The sequence below is a fragment of the Agromyces sp. NPDC055661 genome (genome assembly GCF_053618135.1).
Map to the genome: position 1 here is coordinate 2,290,230 of NZ_JBSHHC010000001.1, position 24,421 is coordinate 2,314,650.

A 24,421-nucleotide genomic window follows, 5' to 3' on the forward strand; every position below is an offset into this window, starting at 1 on the left:
TCTAGCCGGCCGGTGCGACGCTGGATGCCCGCCCCGCCGGCGGGCGATCGAACGAATCCCTGGAGGTGGCGATGGGCGAGAAGACCCCATCCTGGGCGACCTCTGAGGGTACTCGCAGGTCGATGCTCGCGAACCGAGGGCGGGACACCGGCCCCGAGCTAGCGGTGCGACGAATGCTGCATTCGCATGGCTTTCGGTATCGGGTGAACACCCCACCCGTGAAGGGACTGCGGCGGTCAGCGGACATCGTGTTCACGAAGGTGAAGCTCGCCGTGTTCATCGACGGGTGCTTCTGGCACGGGTGTCCAGAGCATTATCAGCGGCCGGCCCGCAACCAGACCTATTGGGATGCAAAGGTGCTGGCGAACTGCGCACGGGATCGGAACACGGACGAGGTTCTCGGCTCGCACGGATGGACCGTGCTGCGCATCTGGGAGCACGACGTGCGCGCCGACCCGGTCGGGGTCGGCGCGCGCATCCGCGAGGAATACGAACGACTCAGCTCATTGCAGTGACGGACACGTCGAGCGCCGACTCGATCGCCTTCTGGAAGTAGCCCTCGAAACCATCGCCGCCGACGAGCATCGCCCGATCGAGCAAGAGGTTGAAGCTCTCGCACGACGTTTCCGGCGCCAGAAGGCATGCGTGGCAGGCGGCGAGATTGAGGCCGTCGATGCTCTGGGGGTCGGACTCCGAGCAAACCGGATCGTTCGCGCACCACGCAACCTGCTCGAGCGAGCGCAGCACCACCCCGTTCAGATAGTCGGCTTCGCCCTGGCGCGCCAGACCGCCGAGCGTCCCTTCGACGTCCGTCGATGTCGTGTAGATGAACACGCCATAGTCGCCGGCACCTTCGCAGTAGATCCGTTCCCTCAGAGACGGTGCGGAGTAGCCGCTGACGAATGCGAGCTCCCGCATGATCGCGTGTGCGAACGCGTGCAGCAGCAGAAACTGGGGGCTCGTCTCGTGGAGGCGGCTTCCGAGCATCGAGCCGTCCTGGTTCGACGCGATCCGGTCGGCACGACGCTGCACGCCGTCCTGCGCAGCCCAAGCGTCGACGGCTGCGGAATCGAACGTGATGAAGATCCCTTCGCCGTAGCCCTCGACGGCCGGATACCAGCTCCGCTCCATGGGACTCTTCGGTACCGAGGGCACGAGATGAGCCTCGGGCGTGTATCGGCGGAATCCGATCGAGGCTCGCACCTCGCGCAACCGATCGACCAGTACGACGTCGCCAAGCCCTGCCGGAGTCTGCTCGGAGCGCCGCTCGACGCGGGTGACGAAGTCCTCCACTGGAGCCGAGCCGGCGATCGCGGCGACGAAAGCCTCGAACTCCTCGCTCAGCAGTGACCGCTTGGTGTCCTGCAGGGTCGGTTCGTCGCTGGTCAACGCGAGGATTCGGCGACGAATGACATCCGCCGAGGGCTCGAGCACGGCCGCCAGCTCGTCGACCATCATGTCGAGGATCGCCGCGTTCCCCGCCTGCACCGCGTGCCAGTACGGGTGCTTCCGGATCTGCTCGTCGAGCTCCGCTTCTCTGCCCTCGACTTCCGGGATGTCGATGGCGGAGACCACCTCTCCGAAGTACAAGCTCGTGGCTCCGCGCTGCAGCACTTCAAGCGGCTTGCCGCAGTTGCCCCACTCTCGTTGCCACGGCTGCTTGCCGCGGCACGTGAATCCGTCCCGCGCGAGCACATCACCGCGGAGGTCACCGAGCGACCGCGAAGTCTTGCAGGCGTCACACGAAACTTCGAGGGCGCTCAAACCCTCTCGCGCACCCTTCGACGGATGGAAACGCAGGCGATCCTTGCGATCACACGCTGCGGATCCGGCGCGGTGGACCCAGTCAGGCCAGGGGACATCGTCGGCGTGGCTCTTGGTGGCGCATACGGTGACGAACCGCATCGGCACGAGGCGGCCTTCGCAGTCCGGGCACGTCGGCGTCGAGCCGGTCTCCATCATGCGGGTCCAGCGCGTCATCCGTCGGCATTCTTGGCAGAACAGCCAGGCCGGGAATCGCGCGAATTCGAGGCCGGGGGTCTTCGGCCCGTCGGGTTCACCGCTGCTCGGCGCAGCCCAGAGCTCGTCGACTCGGAGCTTCGAGGCGAGCCGGTCGCACGAGACCGACGTGCGCACGCTAGCAGGCGGCCACTCGTCACCGGTCATCGCCATGAAGGACTCACCGAGGATGTCGACGAGGGCCCCCGGACCGAACGGGGAGACGGTCTCGGAGAGTCGGATCGTCCGAATCACCTTGTCGTTTCTCGCCATCATCGCTCACCATCCGCTCGCACTCGGACGACACGGTCCACCGACCGCATCGAGTTCATCGTCGACCAGCCCGCGCCGGAGTCGGTGAACTGCTTGAGCAGCCGCTCGCCCGCGGTTCGGGACCGGTACCTCAGCGGCGTCCCACTGAGCCCAGCCTCCTCGGCGCGGTGTTCCCAGTCGTCGACCGCCTTCTTCAGCTCGTCCGCGACCTTAGCCGCCTCCCGACGATCGGCCACTTGCACATGCCGTGTGAGCACATCGAGCGCCTTCTTGACGGCTGAGGCGTCCGCATCGAATCGATCGGCACTGTCATTCACGCCCAGACCTGCCCCGTGACGGACGAGGATGACGAGCGCGGCGCGGAGCGCCCGGCGCCGGGCCTGCAGCGACCATGGCGTCACCGTCCCCGGCTCGACGAAGCGGTAGTACGCACGGTGGTACGCCGTGAAGGATTCGAACACTGAACGGTCGCGCGGCTTGCCCGAGCGGTACATCGTCACGACGAGTCCCGGGACTTCTCCCCGGCCGACCCGACTCGTGGCCTGGATGTATTCGGACGTCGATTTCGGCTGACCATTGACGAGCATCAGTCCGAGCCTGCCGACGTCGATGCCGACCGACATGATGTTCGTCGTCGCGAGCGCGTCGAGTGGCTTGCCGCCGCTCTCGGGGCCCTCCCCGAGCTGTTCGAGGATGCGGAGCAGCTCGTCGGATGAGACGTTTCCGTTGAGTTCCTCGATGCCGTCCTTCGCGAGCGTCCTCGTGGGTTCGTCCTCATCCTGGTCGGCCTTGCGGTCGAGTGCCGCCCGCACGTCGTCGCGGAGGATGGTCACCGTCCGTCCGAGCTCGCGAAGGCTGTTGTGGTAAACGACGAGGGTCCAGTACGCGTCGAGTTCCGCGCCTGACATCCCGAGGCGCACCGGGACGTTCAGCATCTCGGTAGAGATCTGGCCCAAGGCCCACGACGGAGTGTGGGCCTGAGGCATGATGCCGACATACATGCGGCCCGCCCGGTCTGGATCGGGCTCAGCGAAGTAGCTGTCGTCGGCATCGAGCCCACTCGGCGGGAAGACGCTGACCTTCGACGCCATGAGTTCGCGGATCTGGTCGGCCGATGCGCGCGTCGTCGCCGTGGACGCGACGACCTTCGGCGCCGATCCGTTCCACGACATCAGGCCGCGGATGGCGGCTTCGTAGATGCCCACGATCGTTCCGAGAGGCCCGGCGATGAGGTGGAGCTCGTCTTGGATGACGAGCGACGGTGGATCGTACGGCACGCCGCCGAGCCCGAACATCGAAGCGCCCTGGTCGATCCAGGCGAGCCGCGCGAACTTGTCGACCGTCGCGACCAGCATCGTGGGCGGGTCTTCGAAGATGCCTTCGTCGACGACCTGGACTGGGAGCCGGACATGGAATGGGCACTCGGCATGCGGGCAGAAGAACTCGAAGGAGAACTTGCTCGCGCGGACTCCGTACTGCTCCTCGTACCGCGTCTGACGTACGGGCATGATGGACGTGCCGCACCAACTGCACTGACGGAATTGGAACGGGTTCTGCGGGCTCTTCTCGCGAAGCACGCGTTTCATCTGGTCGAATGCTTGTTCGTACGTACCCGGAGTCGTGGTGTTGCCGAGCCAGAGCCCGATCGAGAAGGACGGCGCTCCGGCCAGCCGGCGGTCCTCTTCGTGAAGCAGCTCGAGCGCGCAGATCAGGGTCGCGGCACGCTGGAACTGCTGTGCAGTAAGGAGGCGCATCGTGTACCTGGTGAGCACCGCCGTCCCGCCTCCGTGGACCCCGCGGTCGAGGCGACGTCGGATCATCTCGATGGCGGCGAGGCCGAGGTACGCCTCGGTCTTGCCACCGCCCGTCGGGAACCAGATGAGGTCCACCAACTGCCGATCGTCATGGTCGGCATCGGTGGTCGACGCGAGCGAGAGAAGGATGAACCCCAACTGGAACGGATGCCACCGCGGCTCCTTATCGGCCGCGGGCTCTGGGACTGGATCGAGGGGCATGCCGATATGGCCGACATGGTCGCGCGTCCAACGCTGCTGCAGCATCTGGGTCCGCATCGCGCGGTTGGCGAGTCGGAAGGCCGTGAGCACCGAGCCGCCGGACTCGAGCAGGCTGATGCCGTCTTCGATTCGGTCTCGGGCAGTCGACATCCGTTCGAGGATGTCGGCGGCCGGCTTTTCGAATCGAGGTGGAAGGGATGCCGCCTCCCACTCGCGATCCCTCACCCATGAGCGGTACCCCTCGAGGAACTCACGGAGGCCCGAGCCGAGCTCCGCGGCACTCACGCTCTCATCGGCGAGCCATGACAGTTCCAACGCCGGGAGCTTGCTCACCCGCGCCCGGACCGCGGGTACTTCCTGCCGCGGGACGGTTTCGGTCATCGCGAAGCCCGGGACATCGCCGTCGTCCCATATGACGGCGGTGCCGTGACCGATCGCGTAGGTCGGCTTCGAGCGGTACCGCAGCTCGAGTTCACGATCCTCGTCGGAGGAGGTGACCGGGTTGCTCGTCGGGTAGGGGTGCAGGCGGCCGGCTTCGATATCGGCTCTGATCCCGACCTGGAACAGGCACTTCGTCGGATCCGACTTGGCCTTGCCCGCGGCGGCGGTTTCCGCGTTCGAGACGGCGATCGTGGTGAAGCGCTTCTCGCCGATGGTGCGAGTGCGCCACGCCAGGTCCGCGCGGCCCTGCAGGATCGACTGCCTTCCATGCGCCGTCGTCGGGATGCGGATCCCAGCCTGCGAGACGTCTTCGCGCCGCCAAGCCTCGCGCGATTCCTCGCCCGGCTCGTCGCCGAAGGCTTCGGCCGATTCAGCCTCGCGATACGCACCAGCTTCGACCGAGACGATGATCGCGTCGCCGTCGTGGATGAAGGACAGCCCCATCGACTGCGGAGCCCAGCCGAACGCGCCGACGAGGCTCAGCCCAGGATCGTCGTCCTCGTCCGGCCGTTCTCCGCCGACGTCGAGCTCGTCATCGACGAGTTCGGCGATCTCGCCGTGCAGCACCCCGGCTTCGATGTCCTCGTCCAGCACGGTCGGCGCCGCCGCGACCACACCTTCTTCGACGGGATAGAGCGTGCCGACAAGGTAGGCATAGACCGGGTTGCGCGAGAGGACCTCGTTCGGCCCGCCCATGGGGCCGAGCCATATCCGCCGCAAGTCGTCCACGAAATCGTTCCGGACATCCGTGGCACTCATGCGTTCTGCGTCTCCCACAGGTAGTTGAACTCGGTGAAGGCGAGTTGCTCGCCGAACTCTTCGAAGGTATCGGCCACGTTCACGATCAGGCAGCGCTCCTTGCCGCCGTTCTTGGGACCGCGGAGTCCGCGCCCGATCATCTGGTGGTAGCGATTCGGGCTGAACGTCGGGCGCGCGATGTAGAGCGCACGTACCTTCGGTGCGTCGAAGCCCTGCGTGAGGAGGTCACAGTTGACCAGGACCTGCGTCTTCCCGGAGCGGAAATCCTCGATGACGCGTCGACGTTCCTGCGGTCTCATCGTTCCGTCGACGGCGGCGGCACTCGCGCCTTCGAGCGTGAGCAGCGCAGCGATCGTATGGGCCGATGCGACGGATGCTGAGAACACGAGAACCGGCCAGGAGCGATCGTGCGTGAGGATGTCGTCGACCAGTGTTTTGGTCCGATCGATGTCCTGCCCGATGCGGTCGAGCATCGACTTGGTGACGTCCTTCATCTGCTGGAAGCCAGCGACGTCCGCGTCGGTCGCATCGACCGACATCCCGTCGAGGACGTAGTGATCGACCTCCGCGAGCACCTCTGCCCGACGGAGCTGACCGATCGGATCCTCCGGGTCCAACGACTCGAGCTTCTTGTTGCCGAACCGCTCGGCGAAGAGCCGGTTCAGTTCGGGGTTGCGACCGCGGAACGGCGTCGCGGTCAGGCCGAGCAAGGGTCGAGCCGTCTTCGCGCTCGCCTGACCTCGTCCGGCGACGATTCCGAGCCAGCGAAGGATCGACGTGTATGAGAGCGTTCCGGCTCGGTGCGCCTCATCGATGATCACCAGGGCGGCCTGCGCAAGCCACGGATACGCCCGCTCGTCGTTGGTGATCCGTGTGTGCAACTTGGCATCGGTGGCGACGATGACCTGGAGCTCTTCGCGTGATTCGTCGAGTTCGTAGTCGCCCCAGAACCGGTTGAGATCGAGGACCCGTTCGTCGCCGATCGCCCGCCACACGTCCGTCCAGGTCTGGATGGCCTGCTCGCAGAGCTCCTGGGACTGCGCGATCCACAGCACCGGCCCCCGGATCTCGTCTGCTGCGAGCATCCTGACGACGGCCTCCACCGTCACGCGCGTCTTCCCAGCGCCGGTCGGCAGGTAGAGCAGACCGCGCTGGTGCTCGCCGTCGCTCGATCGCTCGAGTACGTGTGAACGGATGTCGCCTGCGAGCTGCTCCTGGAAATCATGGAGCGGCTTGAGATCGATCCGACCGAGCACCTGCTGGAGGGCGGGCCGCTTGACTTCCTTCGTCCCGGCATAGCCCGTCGGGAAGCCGAGCCGCGAGACGAAGGCCTGCGCCTGATCCGATCCGGCCCAGTCTCGAGGCACGGGCAGCTTGAGCGCGCCGAGCTCGTCGCGCAAGTACCAAAGGCTGTCGTGTCCCCGGACGCGCCAGTAAAGTTCCGCGACGTCGATGTCACGGCGCTTGCCGCTCTTCTGCTCGACCGCGGCCAGAAGGCCCTGGGGGAGCGCCTGCTTGAGCACGGCGGACCCGAACAACAGCAACAGCTTCTCGGGCGGTGTCGGTGCGCTTCGGACGCGGGCGATCAGATCGTTCCGCCGCATCTGGTCGTCCGCGTCGAGGACGGCCGCGATGTCGGAGCGCGAAAGCCCGAGGCCGAGCTGCTTCGACACCTCTTCGAGTACTCCCTGGTCGTCGAGCGAGTCGTCCACGATGACAAGGTCGTCGTACCTGTGCCCCATGAGGCGCTGCTCGATGGTGCCGCCCGGGGTCGTGACCCGCCGGATGATCGCCGGGCTGCGGCGCAGGCGAACCTTGCCCAGCGGGAGCGCGCTGTGGCCGGGAAGGCTCGGGAATCGGTCGGTGAGTGGGGCGGCGTCGCCGCCATCGCGGATCTCGTACGATCTGGCGAGGGCTTCGTCGCTCGATCGCAGTCCCCATTCGGCGATCGCGTCCGCGCCCTCGACCGTGCTGTCGAGATACGCCACCCCGTGCTCGTCCAGGAGGTCGCGATCTTCCTCCGACGAGGCGAGTACGACTTCGGCGGGTCGTCGAAGGACGACGATGCCCCGCGACACTGCGGGAATCTCTTCGGGCGCGGAAAGTGACGCCCGCTGCACCGCCTGGACCACGATCTCGGTGACGGTGCGGGCCGATTCGACCGACTGCCCGGAGCGCGCGAGTGCCTTGCGAAGAATCCGGTCCGGAACATCCTCGAGGGTCCGAGGGAGCGGGAGACTCATCGAAACCTCCGATTCGGCTACCGGGAGGAAGGCCCCATAGGCACGGAGCGCGCTTCCGACTGCGTCATCGACCGAGGTGAACCCGACTGACGTGACGAAGCGGCCGTATCTCCGGATCGCCCACCAGTCGGGTGCCTCGATCGGCACTTCGGCGACGTGCTTCGAGCTCGAGAGAGGGATCGACACGGTCGCGGTGCGCGAGGGGAGCGCCTTGAGAAGGGCCTTAGTCCAACCCGCACACGCGCCCGGGTCCTCCTGGAGCTCGATCAGAATCTGAAGCGGACCGCTGCACGTGATGTCGGGGATACCGAGCTGTCGTGACGAATGTCCGTTGCGACGCAGCTCGCCTCGAAGCCACGCCAGCTGGGCGTCGCGGTACTCGCTGTATATCGCCTCCCGCCAGGGCTCCCAGTCCGGATCCGCTTCGATGAGCGCACCTGCTGCCCGAAGGAGGTCCTTGCGGCCGCCGTGGAAGTCGCCGGCGTGACGCGCAGCGAGTCTCGGCGCCCAGTCGTCGCCAGCGAAGACCTCCCGGGCGGGGCGCCACGGCCCCGAAGCCGTCTCCACCATCACATCGATCCCCCGTTCGCGGATTCCTGAGAGAGCCGTGGCTGCTGCAGCGGGCGTCGCCTGCAGCAGGGCGCTCCAGAGCTTGGCCCAGTTCTCGTCACCCCACGAGGGCCTCGCACGGGCCGCGAGCGCGCTTGCGGTTTGATCAGTCGAGACGGTGGAGAATCCCAGGGAGTCCAGGAGCTCGCGAACCTCGCCGGACGCGAAGCGGGCTTCAATCAACGGGACGCCGTCTGGCGTCGGAGTACCTTCCCTCGGGATCAGCACTGACTTGTTCGCCGAGACGCGCTCCCATGATCCGCCTTCTAGGGGGATGATCCTCGCGGAGCCGATCTGGTCTCCGAAGCCCGCGTTCCGGAGCGCTCGATAGATGCGCAGGGCGGCGCCGAGGGCCTCCTCTGTTCGAAGTCGCGCCAACTCCTCCAGCCATTCCGTCGCGCCTGTCTCGGCGGGTGACGGCTTCTTCTCGGCATCGCGCAGGAGAATGCGGAGGCGCGAAATGCGATCCTTCCTCGTCGTGAATGCTGACCAGTGCGGGATCGTCTCCCGGGTGACAACTTGCTGCCACATCTGCATCGCTTCGACCGGGACATGTGGCACGTCCAGCCGAGGAATCCCGTTGAAGTGGTCCCGCGTTCGCAATCTGCCGTTTCGGTCAGGGATGAGTGCGCGTTCACGGGCCAGCTCGGGTATTCGGATCGTCAGCCAGCGGTCGGCGGCGCTTCGGTACTCGTTCTGCCGCGAAGGGAACAGATCGAGGTGGGCTGCCGGGTCGTCTTCGCGCGCCGATCGGACCACCACGTCGAGGAACAGTTCCGCGCACACATCCAGCATTTCCCCGTTGAGTGCGCTCGTCGCGAGCAGCGTCGTCCGGTCATCGTTGACCTGCCACGGCGCGTTGAAGATGCCGCGCGCAGTGGTCTTGTCGCGCAGGGGGAACCATGCCCAGAGCTCGCCGAGCTCGGTCTGGCCGCGCTTGGGGACGGCGTACGAGACGGTCATCGCCTGGCGGGCCATGTTGGCCGTGAGCGTCTTCAACACATCCTCGGTCGGCCGGTACTCACGCTCTGCAAAGAGCCACGCGGTCGGCTCGCTCGACGGCCCGGTCAGCGTCACCTCGCCCGAGGTGAGATCTCCGTCGCGCCGATGCGCGGCCGGAATCGGCGCGCCGTCCTTGTCGGTGAGCACGATGTTCAGTCGGGAAACCGACTTCATGAAGAGCAGCGACTGCGTCTTGAACTCCCGGAGCTCGGTGCGGAGACGTGCACCGTCGCGCATGAGGGGGAGTTTGACGACCGTACTCGCCCAGGTCAGCATCTCGGCCAGGTGCGGGTCATCGGCCCTGGCCGCGTCGACGTCGATGATGCTCGGCACGCGCATCAGCGGTACACGGCCGTCGGGCGCTGCCATCCCACCGAAGAGTTCTGCGGTTTCGGGCGCGTTGAACTCGAAGCTGACGCTGCGGCTGAAGATCTGCGGCCGGTCGGAGACGCCGAGCACGGACTTGAACCCGAGCCCGTAGCGTCCGATGCTCTCTTCGTCGCGCTTCGGGCTGAGGAATGCGTGGCAGACCGCGCGGATGCCGCCCTCGGAGAACGGGACTCCTTCGTTGGCGCAGTACAGGCTGCCGCCTGCCAGTCGGAACTCGACGGTTCCGGCCGCGCCTGCCGCAGTCAGTGCATCGACGGCGTTCTGTAGGAGCTCGCTGATCTGCCGCTCGCCGTATCCACCGGCACGGAAGCTGTCTTCCTGATTGACGTGCTCTTCCAGGAGATCCGGATTGACTTCGTACGTTCGCAGGGCGATCGCCTGCCGCTTCTGTACGTAGTCGCGCAGCCGGCCATCCGCGCTGTTCCAGTCCATTGCCTTCGCCTTTCGGTGCGTTGCTCGCCAGGCTTCCCCCCACGCCGGACGGCGGGGAGGGCCGACCGCGCGAGCTGCAACCGGTCAGCCGAGTGACGTTACAGATACGCACCGACATCCGCCCTCGGATGCCCTGTCCTGGCATCCTCTCAAGAACTCTCGACCGCTCGGGAAAGCCCTACCCCGCCGGCGTACCCCCAAGACGGGGGACATGGTGTTCGATGCGCCGACATGCGACCAACCCCTCGATACGATGAACCGGGCGGGGCCGCGGTCCGGTATCCGCGTATCGAGAGGAATCACCGGTGCCGACCCCCTACACCTCGGCGGACACAATCGAACTACGGGAGCTCAACGTCGCACCCGGCTCAGTCGTGGTTGTGCGTGACGCCGAGTGGATGGTGACGGCTGCTACGCAGACGCAAGACGGGCTTCTCGTCCGTGTACAGGGCCTTTCCGAGCTCGTCCGCGACACCGCAGCATCCTTCTACGAGCACCTCGACGACATCCGCGTGCTCGATCCGGCCGAGGCACGTCTCAAGGCCGACGACTCGCCCGGCTACCGGCAGGCGAAGCTCTGGCTCGAGGCCACCCTCCGGAAGACCCCGATCCCGCTCAACGAGCCCGGCCTCACGGTCAGCACCCGCATGCTCTCCGATCCGCTCGGCTACCAGCAGGTCGCCGTGCGACGCGCCCTCGACTCGCGGAACCTGCGGCCCCGCATCCTGATCGCCGACGCGGTCGGCCTCGGAAAGACGATCGAGATCGGGATGATCCTCTCCGAGCTCGTGCGCAGGGGTCGCGGCGAGCGCATCCTCATCGTCACGCCGAAGCACGTGCTCGAGCAGATGCAGTACGAGATGTGGACCCGTTTCGCCCTGCCGTTCGTGCGCCTCGACTCGGTCGGCATTCAGCGCGTGCGCCAGAAGTTGCCCGCGACGCGCAATCCGTTCAGTCTCTACAAGCGCGCGATCATCTCGATCGACACGCTGAAGCAGGACAAGTACCGCGCGCACCTCCGCAAGCACAAGTGGGACGCGGTCGTCATGGATGAGTCGCACAACATCACCGGAGCCACGCAGAACAACGCACTGGCGCGTCTGCTCGCCCGCAACACCGAGGCGCTGATCCTCGCAAGCGCGACCCCGCACAACGGCAAGAAGGAGTCGTTCGCCGAGCTGATCCGGTTGCTCGAACCGACGGCGGTGACGCCCGACGGCGACATCGACCGCGACGAGCTCGGCAGGCTCGTCATCCGTCGCCACCGGCACAGCCCTGAGGTGGCCGAGGAGGTCGGCGGCGACTGGGCCGAGCGCAAAGATCTGCAGCACTTCGCGGTGCCCGCGAACGAGGTCGAGGATGCCATCGCCGACGAGCTCGCGGATGTCTGGCTCTATCCGGCGTCCGGTGCGAGCCCCTACTCGGGCGACAACAAGGGCCTCTTCCCGTGGACGCTCGCGAAGGCGTTCCTCTCGTCGCCAGCGGCGCTCCGTGAGACGGCGACCGAGCGCATCCGTCGGCTCGGCTCTGAGCTGACCGCGGCCCAAGCGCAAGAGCGTGGGGCGCTCGAACGCCTCGCCGCGCTCGCCGCGGAGTCCGAGGCGACGGGTTCGGCGAAGTACGACCGGCTCGTCGCCTACCTCCGCGAGATCGGCATCGCCGCGAACGGCTCCGAGCGCGCCGTGGTCTTCTCCGAACGCGTCCCCACCCTGAAGTGGCTCCGCACGAAGCTGCAGAAGGACCTCAAGCTGCGCGCCGACCAGATCGAGGTGCTGCACGGCGGCCTGAACGATCAGGATCAGCAGCGCATCGTCGAGTCGTTCAAGCAGTCGTCGTCGCCGATCCGTGTGTTGGTGACGGGCGACGTCGCCTCCGAGGGCGTGAACCTGCACTCGCAGTGCCATGAGCTGATCCACTTCGACATTCCGTGGAGCCTCATCCGCATCGAGCAGCGCAACGGCCGCGTCGACCGCTACGGGCAGCGTCACCGGCCGCAGATCACCACGATCCTGCTGACGCCGCGCAACGAGCGGTTCGCGGGCGACGTGAAGGTGCTCACCCGCCTCATGGAGCGCGAGCAGGAGGCGCACCAGGCGCTCGGCGACGTCGCCTCGCTGATGGGCAAGTACGACGTGACGGCCGAGGAAGACGCGATCGCGCGAGCCCTCGCGAAGGGCGTCGACGTCGACGAGATCGTCCCGGGCATCGATGGCCTGACGGCAGACGAGGATGACCCGTGGCTGGCGCTCCTCCTCGGCGCGGCCGCCGAGGAGGCGGATCCGACGGCGGATGCCTCTGGCGAGGTGTCTGCCGCGGGCAGCGCGTCGGCCGGGGCATCCGGTCTGTTCGCCGATGACGAGGCCTATCTGGGCGCGGCGCTCGAGGAAGTCTTTACGACCCCGGCCGCGGCGCCGGGCGCGCAGGGCGGCGGCGTCGCCTGGCGGCGCCACGCCGGGCACGGGCTCGTGGAGTTCACGCCGCCGCGCGACCTCGCGCAGCGGCTCGCGGTGCTGCCGCAGAGCTACCTCCGCGATCAGGGGGTCACCGAGCACCTGAAGCTCGCCGTCACCGAGACGCTTGCGAAGAGCGTGCTGCAGCAGGCGATCGACGATCGGTCGAGCCGATCGCTGTGGCCCGAGGCGCACTACCTCGGCCCGCTGCATCCGGTGCTCGAGTGGGTGAGCGACCGCGCGCTCGCGAAGCTCGGCCGCAACGAGGTGTTCACGGTGCGCGGCGACGTGTCGTATCCGACGGTGCTGCTCATCGGCACGCTGACCAACCGGCGCGGCCATGTGGTCGCCTCGTCGTTCCTGACGGCGGCGGTTCCCGACGCCGATGATCCGTCGTTCGTGCTCGTCGAGCCGCATGCGAGCGCCCGCGAGGCCCTCGACGAGCTGGGCCTGCTCGGAACGCTGTCGAATCCCGGCGCGGTCGAGGGCATCGACGACCTGCAGCGGCTCATCCGCCCCGCGGTGCGGCACGCCGACGCGCTGATGTCCGAGCTGGCGCAGGCCGCCGCGACCGACGTCGAGACGAACATCGACCGCTGGTCGCAGCGCGTCCGGCGCTGGGAGGACGAGGCCCAGGCTCTGATCCAGCGCAGCGATCTGCAGCAGCGCCGGCTCACCGTCGAAGAAGAACAGACCGTCGCCGAATCCATGAAGCCGAGTCGGCGGCTCGTGCGCCCGCTGCTGCTGGTCGTGCCGAACGAAGGAGTGAACTGATGGCGTCGGACGCCTTCATCGTCGGCGAAGGCTGGATCAGCGAGCACTACTTCAACACGAATGCCACGAAGCAGTCGTTCCAGGCACGCGTCGCGCAGCGTCGCAAGGAGTGGGACGCGCTCGCCGAATCGGGCCACGAATCGCCGCGGGCCGCGTTCCTGGCGGTTCGGCCCGAGCTCGTCCGCGCGTACGCGGACCTCGAGGACGAGGGCGACTCGTCGGCGCAGGATGCCGCGGCCCGCATCAGTCGCGCCCTCGTCGACGGGCTCGGATTCGGCAGCGGGCTCTACGAGCTCGACCGCCGCGGCCCGGTGGCGTCGGTGCGGCAGCGTGGGCTCGACGAGCCCGCGAAGCTCGTCGTCCTCGACGCCCGGCACGTCGCCGAGGTCGAAGACCTGCTGCAGAAGGATGCCGCGACCCTCGCCGAGCCGTTCATCCCCGCCGACGACGAGTCGATCGAGATCGTGTCGGCCTCGCGCGCCCTCTCGCGCCTGTTCGCGGCCGATGACGGTCCGGCGTTCGTACTGGTCGTCGCCGGGCGGTGGCTGCTGCTCACCGACCGCGAGCGGTGGCCCGAGGGACGGTGGCTCGCGATCAACCTGCAGCTCGTCGTCGAGCGCGACGACCAGAAGAAAGGCGGCGAGCTCGATCGCACGATCGCCTGCATCACGGCGGAGTCGCTGCTGCCCGACGCCGAGGGCACGGTGTGGTGGGACTCGGTGTTCGACGACTCGGTGAAGCACACGGTCGGCGTCTCGAAGGACCTCCGTGAGGGCGTTCGTTCGTCGATCGAGATCATCGCGAACGAGGTCGTGCGCCGCCGCGCGGCGAAGGGCCTCGACCCGCTGCCTGCCGAGGAGGCGCAGCCGCTCGCGAAGCAGGCGCTCCGATACCTGTACCGCATCCTGTTCCTGCTCTACGCCGAGGCGTCGCCCGAGCTCGAGGTGCTGCCGATCGGGGCGAGCGAGTATGAGGAGGGCTACAGCCTCGACCGCCTGCGCGAGCTCGTGCTCGTCGAACTGACCGTGGACGCCGCCGACCGCACGCACTTCCACCACTCGCTGGGCGTGCTGTTCCGCCTGGTCGACCAGGGACACCGGCCTGAGTCGGCGGCCAAAGCCGCCGACGTGCCCGAGGGGCTGACCTTCAACAGTCTCAAGGCCGACCTGTTCCTGCCCGCGGCGACGGCGCACATCGACGAGGTCGGACTCGGCGACGAGGCGATGCAGCGGGTGCTCGCGCACCTGCTGCTCAGCAAGGAGCAGCGGGGCCGCGACCGCGGCTTCATCAGCTACTCCGACCTCGGCATCAACCAGCTCGGCGCCGTGTACGAGGGCCTGATGTCGTACACCGGTTTCTTCGCGACGACCGACCTCTTCGAGGTCGCGAAAGACGGGGATGCCTCGAAGGGCTCCTGGGTCGTGCCGGTCGACCGGTCGTCGGGCATCTCGCCGAAGGACTTCGTGCAGGCCGAAGACCCGATCACCGGCGAGAAGAAGGCCGTGCTGCACGCGCGCGGCAGCTTCGTCTACCGCCTCGCGGGTCGCGAGCGCCAGCAGTCGGCGTCGTACTACACACCCGAGGTGCTGACGAAGTTCGTCGTGAGCCAGGCCCTCGAAGAACTGCTTGACCAGGACGGCAACACCACGAAGGCCGACGAGATCCTCGAGCTCACGGTCTGCGAGCCGGCGCTCGGCTCCGGCGCGTTCGCGATCGAGGCGGTGCGACAGCTCGCCGAGGAGTACTTGACCCGCAAGGAGAAGGAACTCGGCGAGAAGGTCGACCCCGAGGATCGCCCGCGCGAGCTGCAGCGCGTGAAGGCCTCGATCGCGCTGCACCAGGTCTACGGCGTCGACCTCAATGCGACGGCGGTCGAGCTCGCAGAGATCTCGCTCTGGCTCGATACCATGGTCGAGGGCCTCGCCGCGCCGTGGTTCGGTCTTCACCTCAAGCGCGGCAACTCGCTCATCGGCGCCCGCCGCGCGGTGTACTCGACCGACCAGGTCGCGAAGAAAACCTGGCTGAAGGACGTGCCGCGCGACGTGCCGATCAGCGAGCTCGCCGAGAACCTCCGTGAGGGTCGTCTCGCGCAGGGCACTGCGGGTGCGATCCACCACTTCTTGCTGCCGTCCGACGGCTGGGGCGCCGCGGTCGACGCGAAAGAGGCCAAGGACCTCGCCCCCGAGGCGCTCGCGAAGCTGAAGGCGTGGCGCAAGCAGATCCTGCTCAAGCCGAGCGCCGCGCAGACGAAGAAGCTCGTCAACCTCACGTACCGCGTCGAGACGCTCTGGCAGTTCGCCCTCCGCCGTCTCACCATTGCCGAACGCGAAGCCCGCCGCGAGATCCCCCTCTGGGGCCAAGACGCTCCCGCTGGTCGAGGATCGAGCGCCAGCGAGCGTATCGAGACCAGCACCCCCGTCACCCGCGCCGAAATCGAACGCAAGCTCAACGACCCCGAGGGTGCCTTCCAGCGCATCCGGCGTGTGATGAACGCATGGAACGCCCTCTGGTTCTGGCCCCTCACCGACGCCGGGGCCGAGGGCGCACAGCCGCCCTCGCTTGACGAGTGGATCGAAGGCCTAACTGCACTGTTCGGCACCCACTTCGAGGGCAAGAAGACCGGAAAGACGGCCGGTGGCGAGACTCTTGGATTGCCCACGAGCTGGGATGCCCTAGGCGACGCAGAAGAACTTGATCTGTCGTTCGCAGGCGCGCAGACAGTGGCTGAGCTCGTAAAGAATGTGCCGTGGCTCGCCGCCGCTGAGCGAATCGCCGAGCAGCAGGGCTTCTTCCATTGGGAACTCGATTTCGCGACGGTTTTCGATCGCGGTGGCTTCGATATGCAAGTCGGGAACCCTCCGTGGGTGCGGCCCGATTGGGACGAAACCTCGGCTCTGGCAGAATTCGATGCCTGGTGGGCCCTGACCGCCAAGCCCTCGGTCGAACAGGTAGCGTCACAGAGATCGGTAACGCTTGCGCTAACAGGAGCAGCGGACTTCTACGTCGACTCCGAGGCTACGGCGATCAGTACGCGGGCGGCAGTCTCGTCGATCGCAATCTATCCGCATCTGGCTGGCTTGCGGCCGGACCTCTACCGCTGCTTCATGGAGCGGACTTGGCTTAATTCGAGCGTCGACGGGGTGGTTGGCCTTATCCATCCCGAGACCCATTTCACCGACGAGATGGCTGATGCGCTTAGAGCTGTGTGTTACCGACGCCTTCGCCGGCACTGGCAGTTTGGAAATGACCTACTGCTTTTTGAAATCGATAATCACGTGTCGTACGGGATCCACATCTACGGCGCCGACGGCGAGATCGGATTCCTGCAGGCCAGTTCTCTCTACCATCCAGACACTGTAAGCAGGTCGCTACTGCATGACGGCAGCGGTGAGGAGCCCGGTCTCAAAGACGAGAGTGGCCGATGGGACTTGTCGCCTCATCGAGGGCGTATCACTCACGTCACCCGAGACACGCTCAGAAGTTGGTGGGGGCTTCTCGAGAATGGCAGTAACCGCTCGTGGTTAGAAACGCGGATGGTCTACGCCGTAAATCAATCAACGGCTCGAGTGCTTGAGCGCTTCTCAAGTGTGCGCCGTATCAGGGACCTTGGCCTTGACTTCTCGCAAGGTTGGAACGAGACGACTGACTTCAAGCGGGGCTTATTCGCAAAGCGGTGGGGACCGGTCGAGGGCTGGCAAGACGTAATCGTCCAAGGGCCACACTTCTTTGTGGGTAACCCGTTCTACAAGTCGCCAAATGAAACGCTGCGGAGCAACAAGGATTGGACCGTCGTTGACCTCGAGGCGCTGGGTGCAAGCGCTACTCCGGTGACCGTTTATAAGCCTGCGGCGGAACGTATGCGCTACGATGCCGCGTTCACGCATTGGGCGGGCGTTCCCGCCAGAAACTCCTACCGTGTTGCATGGCGGAGCATGGCATCCAACACCGGCGAACGAACGCTCATCTCGGCTGTCCTCCCACCAGGGCCCACGCACGTGTCGCAGAGCGTTTACTCCGCGCGTATCGCGGCCGCCGACCCTCGGGAGTTTGTGGCTTCGGTTGGTGTCTCGCATTCTCTGGTGTCTGACCTGATGATCCGGTCCATCCCCAAGTCCGCTGTTCTACGGGGCATGTTCGCCTCTCTACCCGCACCCCACCTCGGCGCTCTCCGCAGTTCCCTGTTGTTGCGAACATTACGGCTCAACGCAATAACGGAGGCGTACGCGGATCTTTGGCGTCAGTTGTTCGATCCGACGTTCGAATCAGAACATTGGACTGGCGGGCGGGAGTACGAGGGTCGTCGGCGCCTGGGCGATGTTTCGGACTCATGGTCCCGGGATACTCCGCTCCGTAGAGCATCTGACCGTAGACAGGCACTCGTCGAGATCGACGCGATCGTTGCACTCTCAGTCGGGCTCTCAGCGGACGAACTCTGCGCTGTGTACCGATCCCAATTCGCGGTGCTACGCGGCTACGACCGTAGTGTCTATCAATTTGATGCAAACGGACGAATCGTTCCGAACTCGATCTTGACGCTTATGCGCCAAAAAAGAGACGGCATTACGGAGGCGGAGCGCACAGCGACGCACCCCGGTTCCGGCATCGACTACACCTACGAGCTGCCGTTCGTGACGCTTGACCGAGAGGCCGACATGCGGCAGGCGTACGCGCACTTCGAGCGGATCCTGCGGGAGCGTTCGTGAGCGAGCTGCTGCCGAGTGTCGAGGCGGAGCAGATCCGTCGGAGCCTGCTCGGGTATCTGACGACGACGTTCGCCCTCGCCGACGTCGAGGCGCGCGGCGCGCTCACGTCGTTCCTCGATCACCCCGTCGACGGCATCTTCCGCGGCCCGTACGTCCGCGTTCGGCTGCCGTTCCGGCCGGCCGAGGCCGACCGACCGTCGGCGCTGGAGTGGGACAGCGGGCAGATGCCATACGGCCACCAGGCCGCGGCGTTCGAGCGACTGAGCAGCGCGAACCTCGGCGAGGCGAAGCCGCATCCGCTGCCGACGCTCGTCACGACCGGCACCGGCTCGGGCAAGACCGAGGCGTTCCTCTATCCGATCCTCGATCACGTGCTGCGGGCGAAGCGGAACGGGCAGGACGGCGTCAAGGCGCTCATCCTGTACCCGATGAACGCCCTCGCGAACGACCAGGCGCGACGCCTCACCGAGCTCATCACGACTCGCGAGGAGCTGCGCGGCATCCGCGCGGCGATTTACACCGGGCAGGCCGACGCCGAACGCTCCCACGTCACGCCCGACGGCCTCATCACGAACCGTGCGGCGATCCGCGGCGAAGCGCCCGACATCCTGCTCACGAACTACAAGATGCTCGACCAGCTGCTGTTGCGCGGCGACGACCAGACGATCTGGCAGCAGAGCGCGAGCAGCCTGCAGTACCTCGTGCTCGACGAGTTCCACACCTACGACGGCGCCCAAGGCACCGACGTCGCCATGCTTCTGCGTCGCCTGCATCTCACGCTCGAGCGGTACGCGGGCGGGCCGGTGCAGGTCACGCCCGTCGCGACCTCCGCCACGCTCGGCGATCAGGGCGACCCGAGCGCCATGATCGACTTCGCGCGCACGGTCTTCGGCGTCGAGTTCGACGAGTCCTCCGTCGTCACCGAGACCCGAATGTCGTGCGACGAGTGGTCGCATGAAGCGGTCGAGTGGGCCAGGATGGGTGACTTCGTTCCGCTCCCGGTCGACAACGCATTGATCGTCTCGATCGGCGAGCTCGAGGACCCGGACCCCGAGGAGCTCACTCGGCATGTGTTCGCCGCGCTCTATCGGCGCGGTGATTCGGCGATGAGGCCGGAGCTGGTCGACAGCCGGTTCGCGGCACGGCTCGCGGCGGCACATCCGTTCATCCGTGCACTGGCTGAAGCCGCGACCGATGCCGTTCGCATCGACGACCTCGCCGATCGCATCCTGCCCGCGGGCCTCGCCGTCAACGAGACCTACGAGGAGCGCGCCGAGCGACGCCGCACCTTCATGGTCACGGTGCTCGCCGTGCTCAGCCACATCCGCGCTCGGCAGGGACGGGGCGCGCTGTCGATCGATCTGCACCTCTGGCTGCGCGCGTTGACCCGCATCGATCGAGTCGCCGACCCGATCGCCCGCTTCCGCTGGAGCGACGACGGACAGATGCTCGGCGCCGAGGCATCCGATCTCGACAGCGCACCAGCGTACCCCGCGGTCTACTGCCGGCACTGCGGCCGCAGCGGGTGGGGCGTGCAGCTCGCCCCGGTGGGCACCTACCTCGACCACGACGACGTCGACATCCGCGGCAACCACCTGCACCGGGAGCGCGGCTTCCGCGCCCTCATCCACGCGCCGAACGAGGCCCGCCGCGCCGCAGACGAGCCTGTCGAGGGCCTCCGCTGGTTCCATGTGCGCGATCGCATCATCCTCGACGCACCGGCCGACGACGACACCGTCGTGCTGCCCGTGCTCGTGCTGACCGCCAACGACGTGGAGGACCGGTCGAAGGACGACGACTGCCCGTCGTGCGGCCGCGCCGACGGCATCCGCTTCATCGGCAGTGCCGTCGCCACCATGCTCTCGGTGGCGGTCACGACGCTCTTCGGCGAGCCCGCGCTCGACACCGCCGAGAAGAAGGCGCTCGTCTTCACCGACAGCGTGCAGGATGCGGCGCACCGCGCCGGCTTCGTGCAGAGTCGCTCGCACGTGTTCAGCCTGCGCAACGCCGTGCGCCGCGCGGTCGGCACGCGGCCCGCGAACCTGTCAAAGCTCGTCGAACTGCTGCTGCAGGACGCAGGCGACGACCGCGATGTCCGCTACCGTCTGCTCGCTCCCGAGATCGTCGACCACGACAACTTCCGCGACTTCTGGGAGGCGGAGTCCGCCCGCGACGTCGACCCCGCCGTCGAAGAACGCGTACGGCAGCGACTGCTGTTCGACCTCGTGATGGAGTTCGGCCTGCAGTCGCGCGTCGGCCGTACGCTCGAACTCACCGGCAGTCTCGCCGCCGAGGTGAGCGCCGGAACGCCCGCGAAGCTCGAGGCCATCGGGCGGTCGGTGCTCACGGGATTCTCCAAGGCGACGACGCTCGATGAGGATGCCCCCGAAGAGGTGCCCGCCGACGCCGTCGTGCGCTGGGTACGCGGCGTGCTCGAACGCCTCCGCGATCGCGGCGCCATCGACCATGAGTGGTTCCGCAAGTACGTCGAGAACGACGGCAAGCGCTGGTACGTCTGGGGTGGTCGCCCCCGCGGTGTGGGCATGCCCGCGTTCCCCGACGGGCGTGACGCACCCGGGTTCGCGCGGATCGGCGCGCCCACGGCCGCCGGCGGACCGGGCCAGAAGAGCCATCTCGATCAGGCGAGTTCGAGTCAGAGCTGGTATGCCTCGTGGGCGCGTGACGTGCTCGACGTCTCGCCGGCCGCGGGCGCCCACCTCACCCGCTCGCTGTTCGCCCAGCTCGACGCAGACGGGGTCGTCTCGTCGATCGGCATCGGCGCCGGCGCCGCGACTGTCTACCGGCTGGCGCCGTCGTCGGTCACGGTGCATCCGGTCGACCTCGCCGACCTCGAGGGCGGCCGCCACCTGCTCGTCTGCGACGTCTGCCAGAACCCCGTTCCGGGGACGCTCGCGGTGATCGACCAGCTCGCCGACGGGCCGTGCACCTCTGCTCGGTGCCCTGGCGCGCTCCGACGGGCTCGCGGCGGGCAGAACTACTACCGAGCGCTGTACGACGAAGGCGACATGCGCCGCGTCGTCGCCCGGGAGCACACGAGCCTGCTCGACGACGAGACCCGCCTCGCGTACGAAGACGGGTTCAAATCCTCCGACACCGAGCCCGACAGCCCCAACGTGCTCGTCGCCACGCCGACGCTCGAGATGGGCATCGACATCGGCGACCTGTCGACGGTCATGCTCGCCGGCCTCCCGCGCACGGTGGCGTCGTACCTGCAGCGCGTCGGCCGCGCTGGCCGCCTCACCGGCAACGCACTCTCGCTCGCGTTCGTGACCGGGCGCGGCGAACAGCTGCCGAAGCTCGGCGAGCCGCTCTCGGTGATCAACGGCGCCGTGCGTGCGCCCGCGACCTACCTCAACGCCGAAGAGATCCTCCGGCGTCAGTACGTGGCTTCACTCGTCGATCGGCGGTCGGCTGACCTCACGGATGCTCCGCGCAACGCGCGTGACGTGCTGTCGTCGACAGAGGCAGGGTCGTTCCTCGGCGACTTGGTCGCCGACGCAGAGTCCCACCACCGCGAGCGACTGGGTGCGTTCCTCGGGGCGTTCGAGGGCGACGATGTCAGCGCCGAGGCGCGGGACGGCCTCCGCCGATGGGTGACGCCCGGTGAGGAGCCCGGGTCGAGCCGATTCGCCACAGCCGCGCGTGACGCCGTGCAGCGGTGGACCGCGCAGGTCGACGAGGTGCGTTTCCGCAAGAACGCGGTCGCCGATGCGCTCGACGAGCTGCGGAGGGCGGCCGAGCACCCGACGGCCGGCGACGAGGAGCGTCGCGAGTACCGCACCGCCCGCGCGTCGTACGCCATGGCGACGAAGCAGCTCGCCGAGCTGCGGTCGGAGCACTGGGTCGCCGCGCTCGAACGGTTCGGGCTGCTGCCGAACTACTCGCTCATCGACGACTCGGTGCGCCTCGACGTCGCGCTCAGCTGGATCGACCCAGACAGCCTCGAGTACCGCGACAAGGCCATCACGTACGAACGCGGTGCCGGCATCGCGATCAGTGAGCTCGCCCCCGGCGCGGTGTTCTACGCGCAGGGCATCGAGATCACCGTCGACGCGGTCGACCTCGGCAGCGGCGGCGAAGCCGTGCGGACCTGGTCGTTCTGCCCCGCCTGCGGGTTCGGGTACGACCACGGCGCGGTGGAGCAGACGCACGGCACCTGCCCACGCTGCGGCGCGAGCGGTATCGCCGACACCGCCCAGCAGCTGCGCGTCGTCGAGCTCGAACAGGTCTCGGCAGAGGTGCGCCGCGACGAAGCATCCATCGGCGACCGACGCGACGAGCGCCAGCGGGAACGGTTCGTCATGCAGGTGGCGGCCGACGTCGACCCCGCGGGCGTCACCGACGCCTGGTACGTCGAGGGCGACGGGTTCGGCGTCACCTACGTGCGCGACCTCACTGTGCGCTGGCTCAACCTCGGCAAGGTCGGACCGGCGGGCGAGAACCGACTCATCGCCAGCGAGGAGCGCACGGCTCCGCTGTTCCGCGTCTGCGCGGTCTGCGGCAAGCTCGACGCCGAAGCGAACGTGAACTCGCGGCGCGAGCACAAGCCGTGGTGCCCGAACCGCGACTCTCGCGACGAGCAGGCGATCCCGATTTCGCTGAGCAGGACGCTCACCACGCAGGGCATCCTGCTGCGCCTGCCGCCCCGCATCACGATCGGCGACACCCTCGCCATGCCGAGCCTCGCCGCAGCGATCCTTCGCGGACTCCGCGAGGTCATCGGCGGCGACCCCGACCACCTTCGCATCGTCGAGACCGTGCAACCGACGCTCTCGGACGGCACCGAGAATGTGCCCGCGTTGCTCGTGCACGACGCCGTGCCCGGCGGCACCGGGTACCTCGCCGAGCTCGCGAACGTCGAGCGCATCCGCGAGCTGCTCGAGATCGCATGGGCGACCGTGCGCGACTGCCCGTGCCGTACCGAGGGGCGGGCATCGTGCCACCGCTGCCTGCTGCCGTACGCACCGGGTGGCAGCGCCGACCGGGTGTCGCGTGCAAGCGCGGAGCACAGCCTCGCGGTACTTCTGGGCGTCGCCGACGGTGAGCCAACCGAGTGGGACGTCACGCGCGAGGACCCCGGCGTCGTCGTCGGCGAGCCTGTCATCGAGTCGCTCTTCCGCGAGGTGTTCATGGCTCGCGCGAAGAAGCTCGGCGCGGGCGTCAAGGAGATACCCGGCGACCACGGCAACAAGGTGCAGGTCACCTTCGCCGGCAGCCGGCGCATCTGGATGCTGCAGCCGCAGCTCATGCTCGGCCACACCCAGCCCGACTTCGTGCTCGAGCAGTTCGGCGGCGGCGCGAAGCCGATTGCGATCTACACCGACGGGCGGGCGTTCCACGCGTCGGTCGCGCACAACCGCATCGCGGACGACGCGCAGAAGCGCTCGGTGCTCAGAGATCAGGGTTACCTGGTGCTCGCGTTCACCTGGGACGACCTCGTGCGGGCCCGAGATGAGAAGGTCGAACCCGCGACGCCGTGGTTCGACGCTGCCAAAGCGACCGCGTTCTCTGGGCAGTACGGGCTCTCGCTCGCGTCGCTCGACCATGTCACCGCGAACCCGATGACCTGGCTCATGGGGTGGATGCAGGATCCCGACAAGGCCGCCAAACGCTGGGAGGCCGTCGCGGAGGCGCTGCCGATGCTGGTGCGTTTGCCGTCGAGCGTCCTTGTGGACGCGGCCGGCCTGAGCCTCGACGAACTCGCCGTCGCCGCGCTCGTCGACGGACAGCCGACGGGAACCGACCCGACGACCTGGCAGCTCCGGCACGATCGTGCCGTGCTCACGGCTCGGCACATCGGGCAGGGCAAGACCGAGGCATCCGTCGTGCTCGACGACCGGGTCGCTGCGCTCGCAGGGCCGTCGTTCGCCGACGACTGGAGGTTCTGGCTTCGACTGTCGAACCTGCTCGGCGCTCGGGTGGACGGACCGTCGATCGCGATGGCCGCACTCAGCGACATCCTGTCTGCGGCCGACGCCGGCACACCCGGACCGGCGGACCTCACGATGACCCCGGACATCGCCGTCGAGTGGCAGGGCCTCGTCGACCTCGCGACGCCGGAGGAGCAGGTGCTCCTGCACGCACTACACGCGGTCGAGGGCATGCCCGTCCCCGAGATGGGGCTCGAGCTCGGCGACGGCATCCCCGTGTCGTTCGCCTGGATCGAACCGAAGATCGTCGTGCTGTTGCATCCGGCGGGCGGCGACCGTGACGAACTCGAGAGCGACGGCTGGATTGTCGTCGAACCCGACGCGACATCCGTGGCCGCCGCACTCGGCGTGAGCTGACACCGCAGACCTGAACCCACCCGA

The 24,421-nt window shown here is 67.5% G+C and carries 7 protein-coding genes; 4 read left to right on the forward strand and 3 right to left on the reverse strand.

The window, feature by feature from the left end:
- Positions 1 to 71 precede the first annotated feature (71 nt).
- Entirely contained in the window at positions 72 to 515 is a 444-nt protein-coding gene (locus ACWGO8_RS10590) for a very short patch repair endonuclease (protein WP_452043022.1), read from the forward strand.
- On the opposite strand, the gene drmB is transcribed toward ACWGO8_RS10590, so the two are convergent.
- From drmB to ACWGO8_RS10605, 3 genes are read right to left on the reverse strand one after another with little or no spacing between them, the layout of a single operon-like run.
- Positions 499 to 2,271, reverse strand: coding sequence for a DrmB family protein (drmB, locus tag ACWGO8_RS10595; RefSeq protein WP_452043023.1), 1,773 nt, complete (start codon positions 2,269 to 2,271; stop codon positions 499 to 501). The two genes, ACWGO8_RS10590 and drmB, sit on opposite strands and share 17 nt — an antisense overlap.
- The gene (locus tag ACWGO8_RS10600; RefSeq protein WP_452043024.1) at positions 2,271 to 5,486 is read right to left on the reverse strand and encodes a helicase-related protein; all 3,216 of its coding nucleotides are present in this window, start codon (positions 5,484 to 5,486) and stop codon (positions 2,271 to 2,273) included. The genes drmB and ACWGO8_RS10600 overlap by 1 nt, the downstream gene beginning before the upstream one ends.
- Positions 5,483 to 10,162 (reverse strand): sacsin N-terminal ATP-binding-like domain-containing protein, encoded by a 4,680-nt coding sequence (locus ACWGO8_RS10605; RefSeq protein ID WP_452043025.1) that lies wholly within the window; start codon positions 10,160 to 10,162, stop codon positions 5,483 to 5,485. Before ACWGO8_RS10605 ends, ACWGO8_RS10600 begins: the two co-directional genes overlap by 4 nt.
- Positions 10,163 to 10,536: 374 nt before the next feature.
- Between ACWGO8_RS10605 and ACWGO8_RS10610 the strand changes: the two genes are divergently transcribed.
- The 3 genes from ACWGO8_RS10610 to ACWGO8_RS10620 are packed head-to-tail and all read left to right on the forward strand — an operon-like array spanning position 10,537 to position 24,397.
- Positions 10,537 to 13,386 (forward strand): helicase-related protein, encoded by a 2,850-nt coding sequence (locus ACWGO8_RS10610; RefSeq protein WP_452043026.1) that lies wholly within the window; start codon positions 10,537 to 10,539, stop codon positions 13,384 to 13,386.
- Positions 13,386 to 18,089, forward strand: coding sequence for a DNA methyltransferase (locus tag ACWGO8_RS10615; RefSeq protein WP_452043027.1), 4,704 nt, complete (start codon positions 13,386 to 13,388; stop codon positions 18,087 to 18,089). The genes ACWGO8_RS10610 and ACWGO8_RS10615 overlap by 1 nt, the downstream gene beginning before the upstream one ends.
- A complete protein-coding gene (locus tag ACWGO8_RS10620; protein WP_452043028.1) occupies positions 18,086 to 24,397 on the forward strand; it encodes a DEAD/DEAH box helicase in 6,312 nt (2,103 codons plus the stop codon). Before ACWGO8_RS10615 ends, ACWGO8_RS10620 begins: the two co-directional genes overlap by 4 nt.
- Positions 24,398 to 24,421 lie beyond the last annotated feature (24 nt).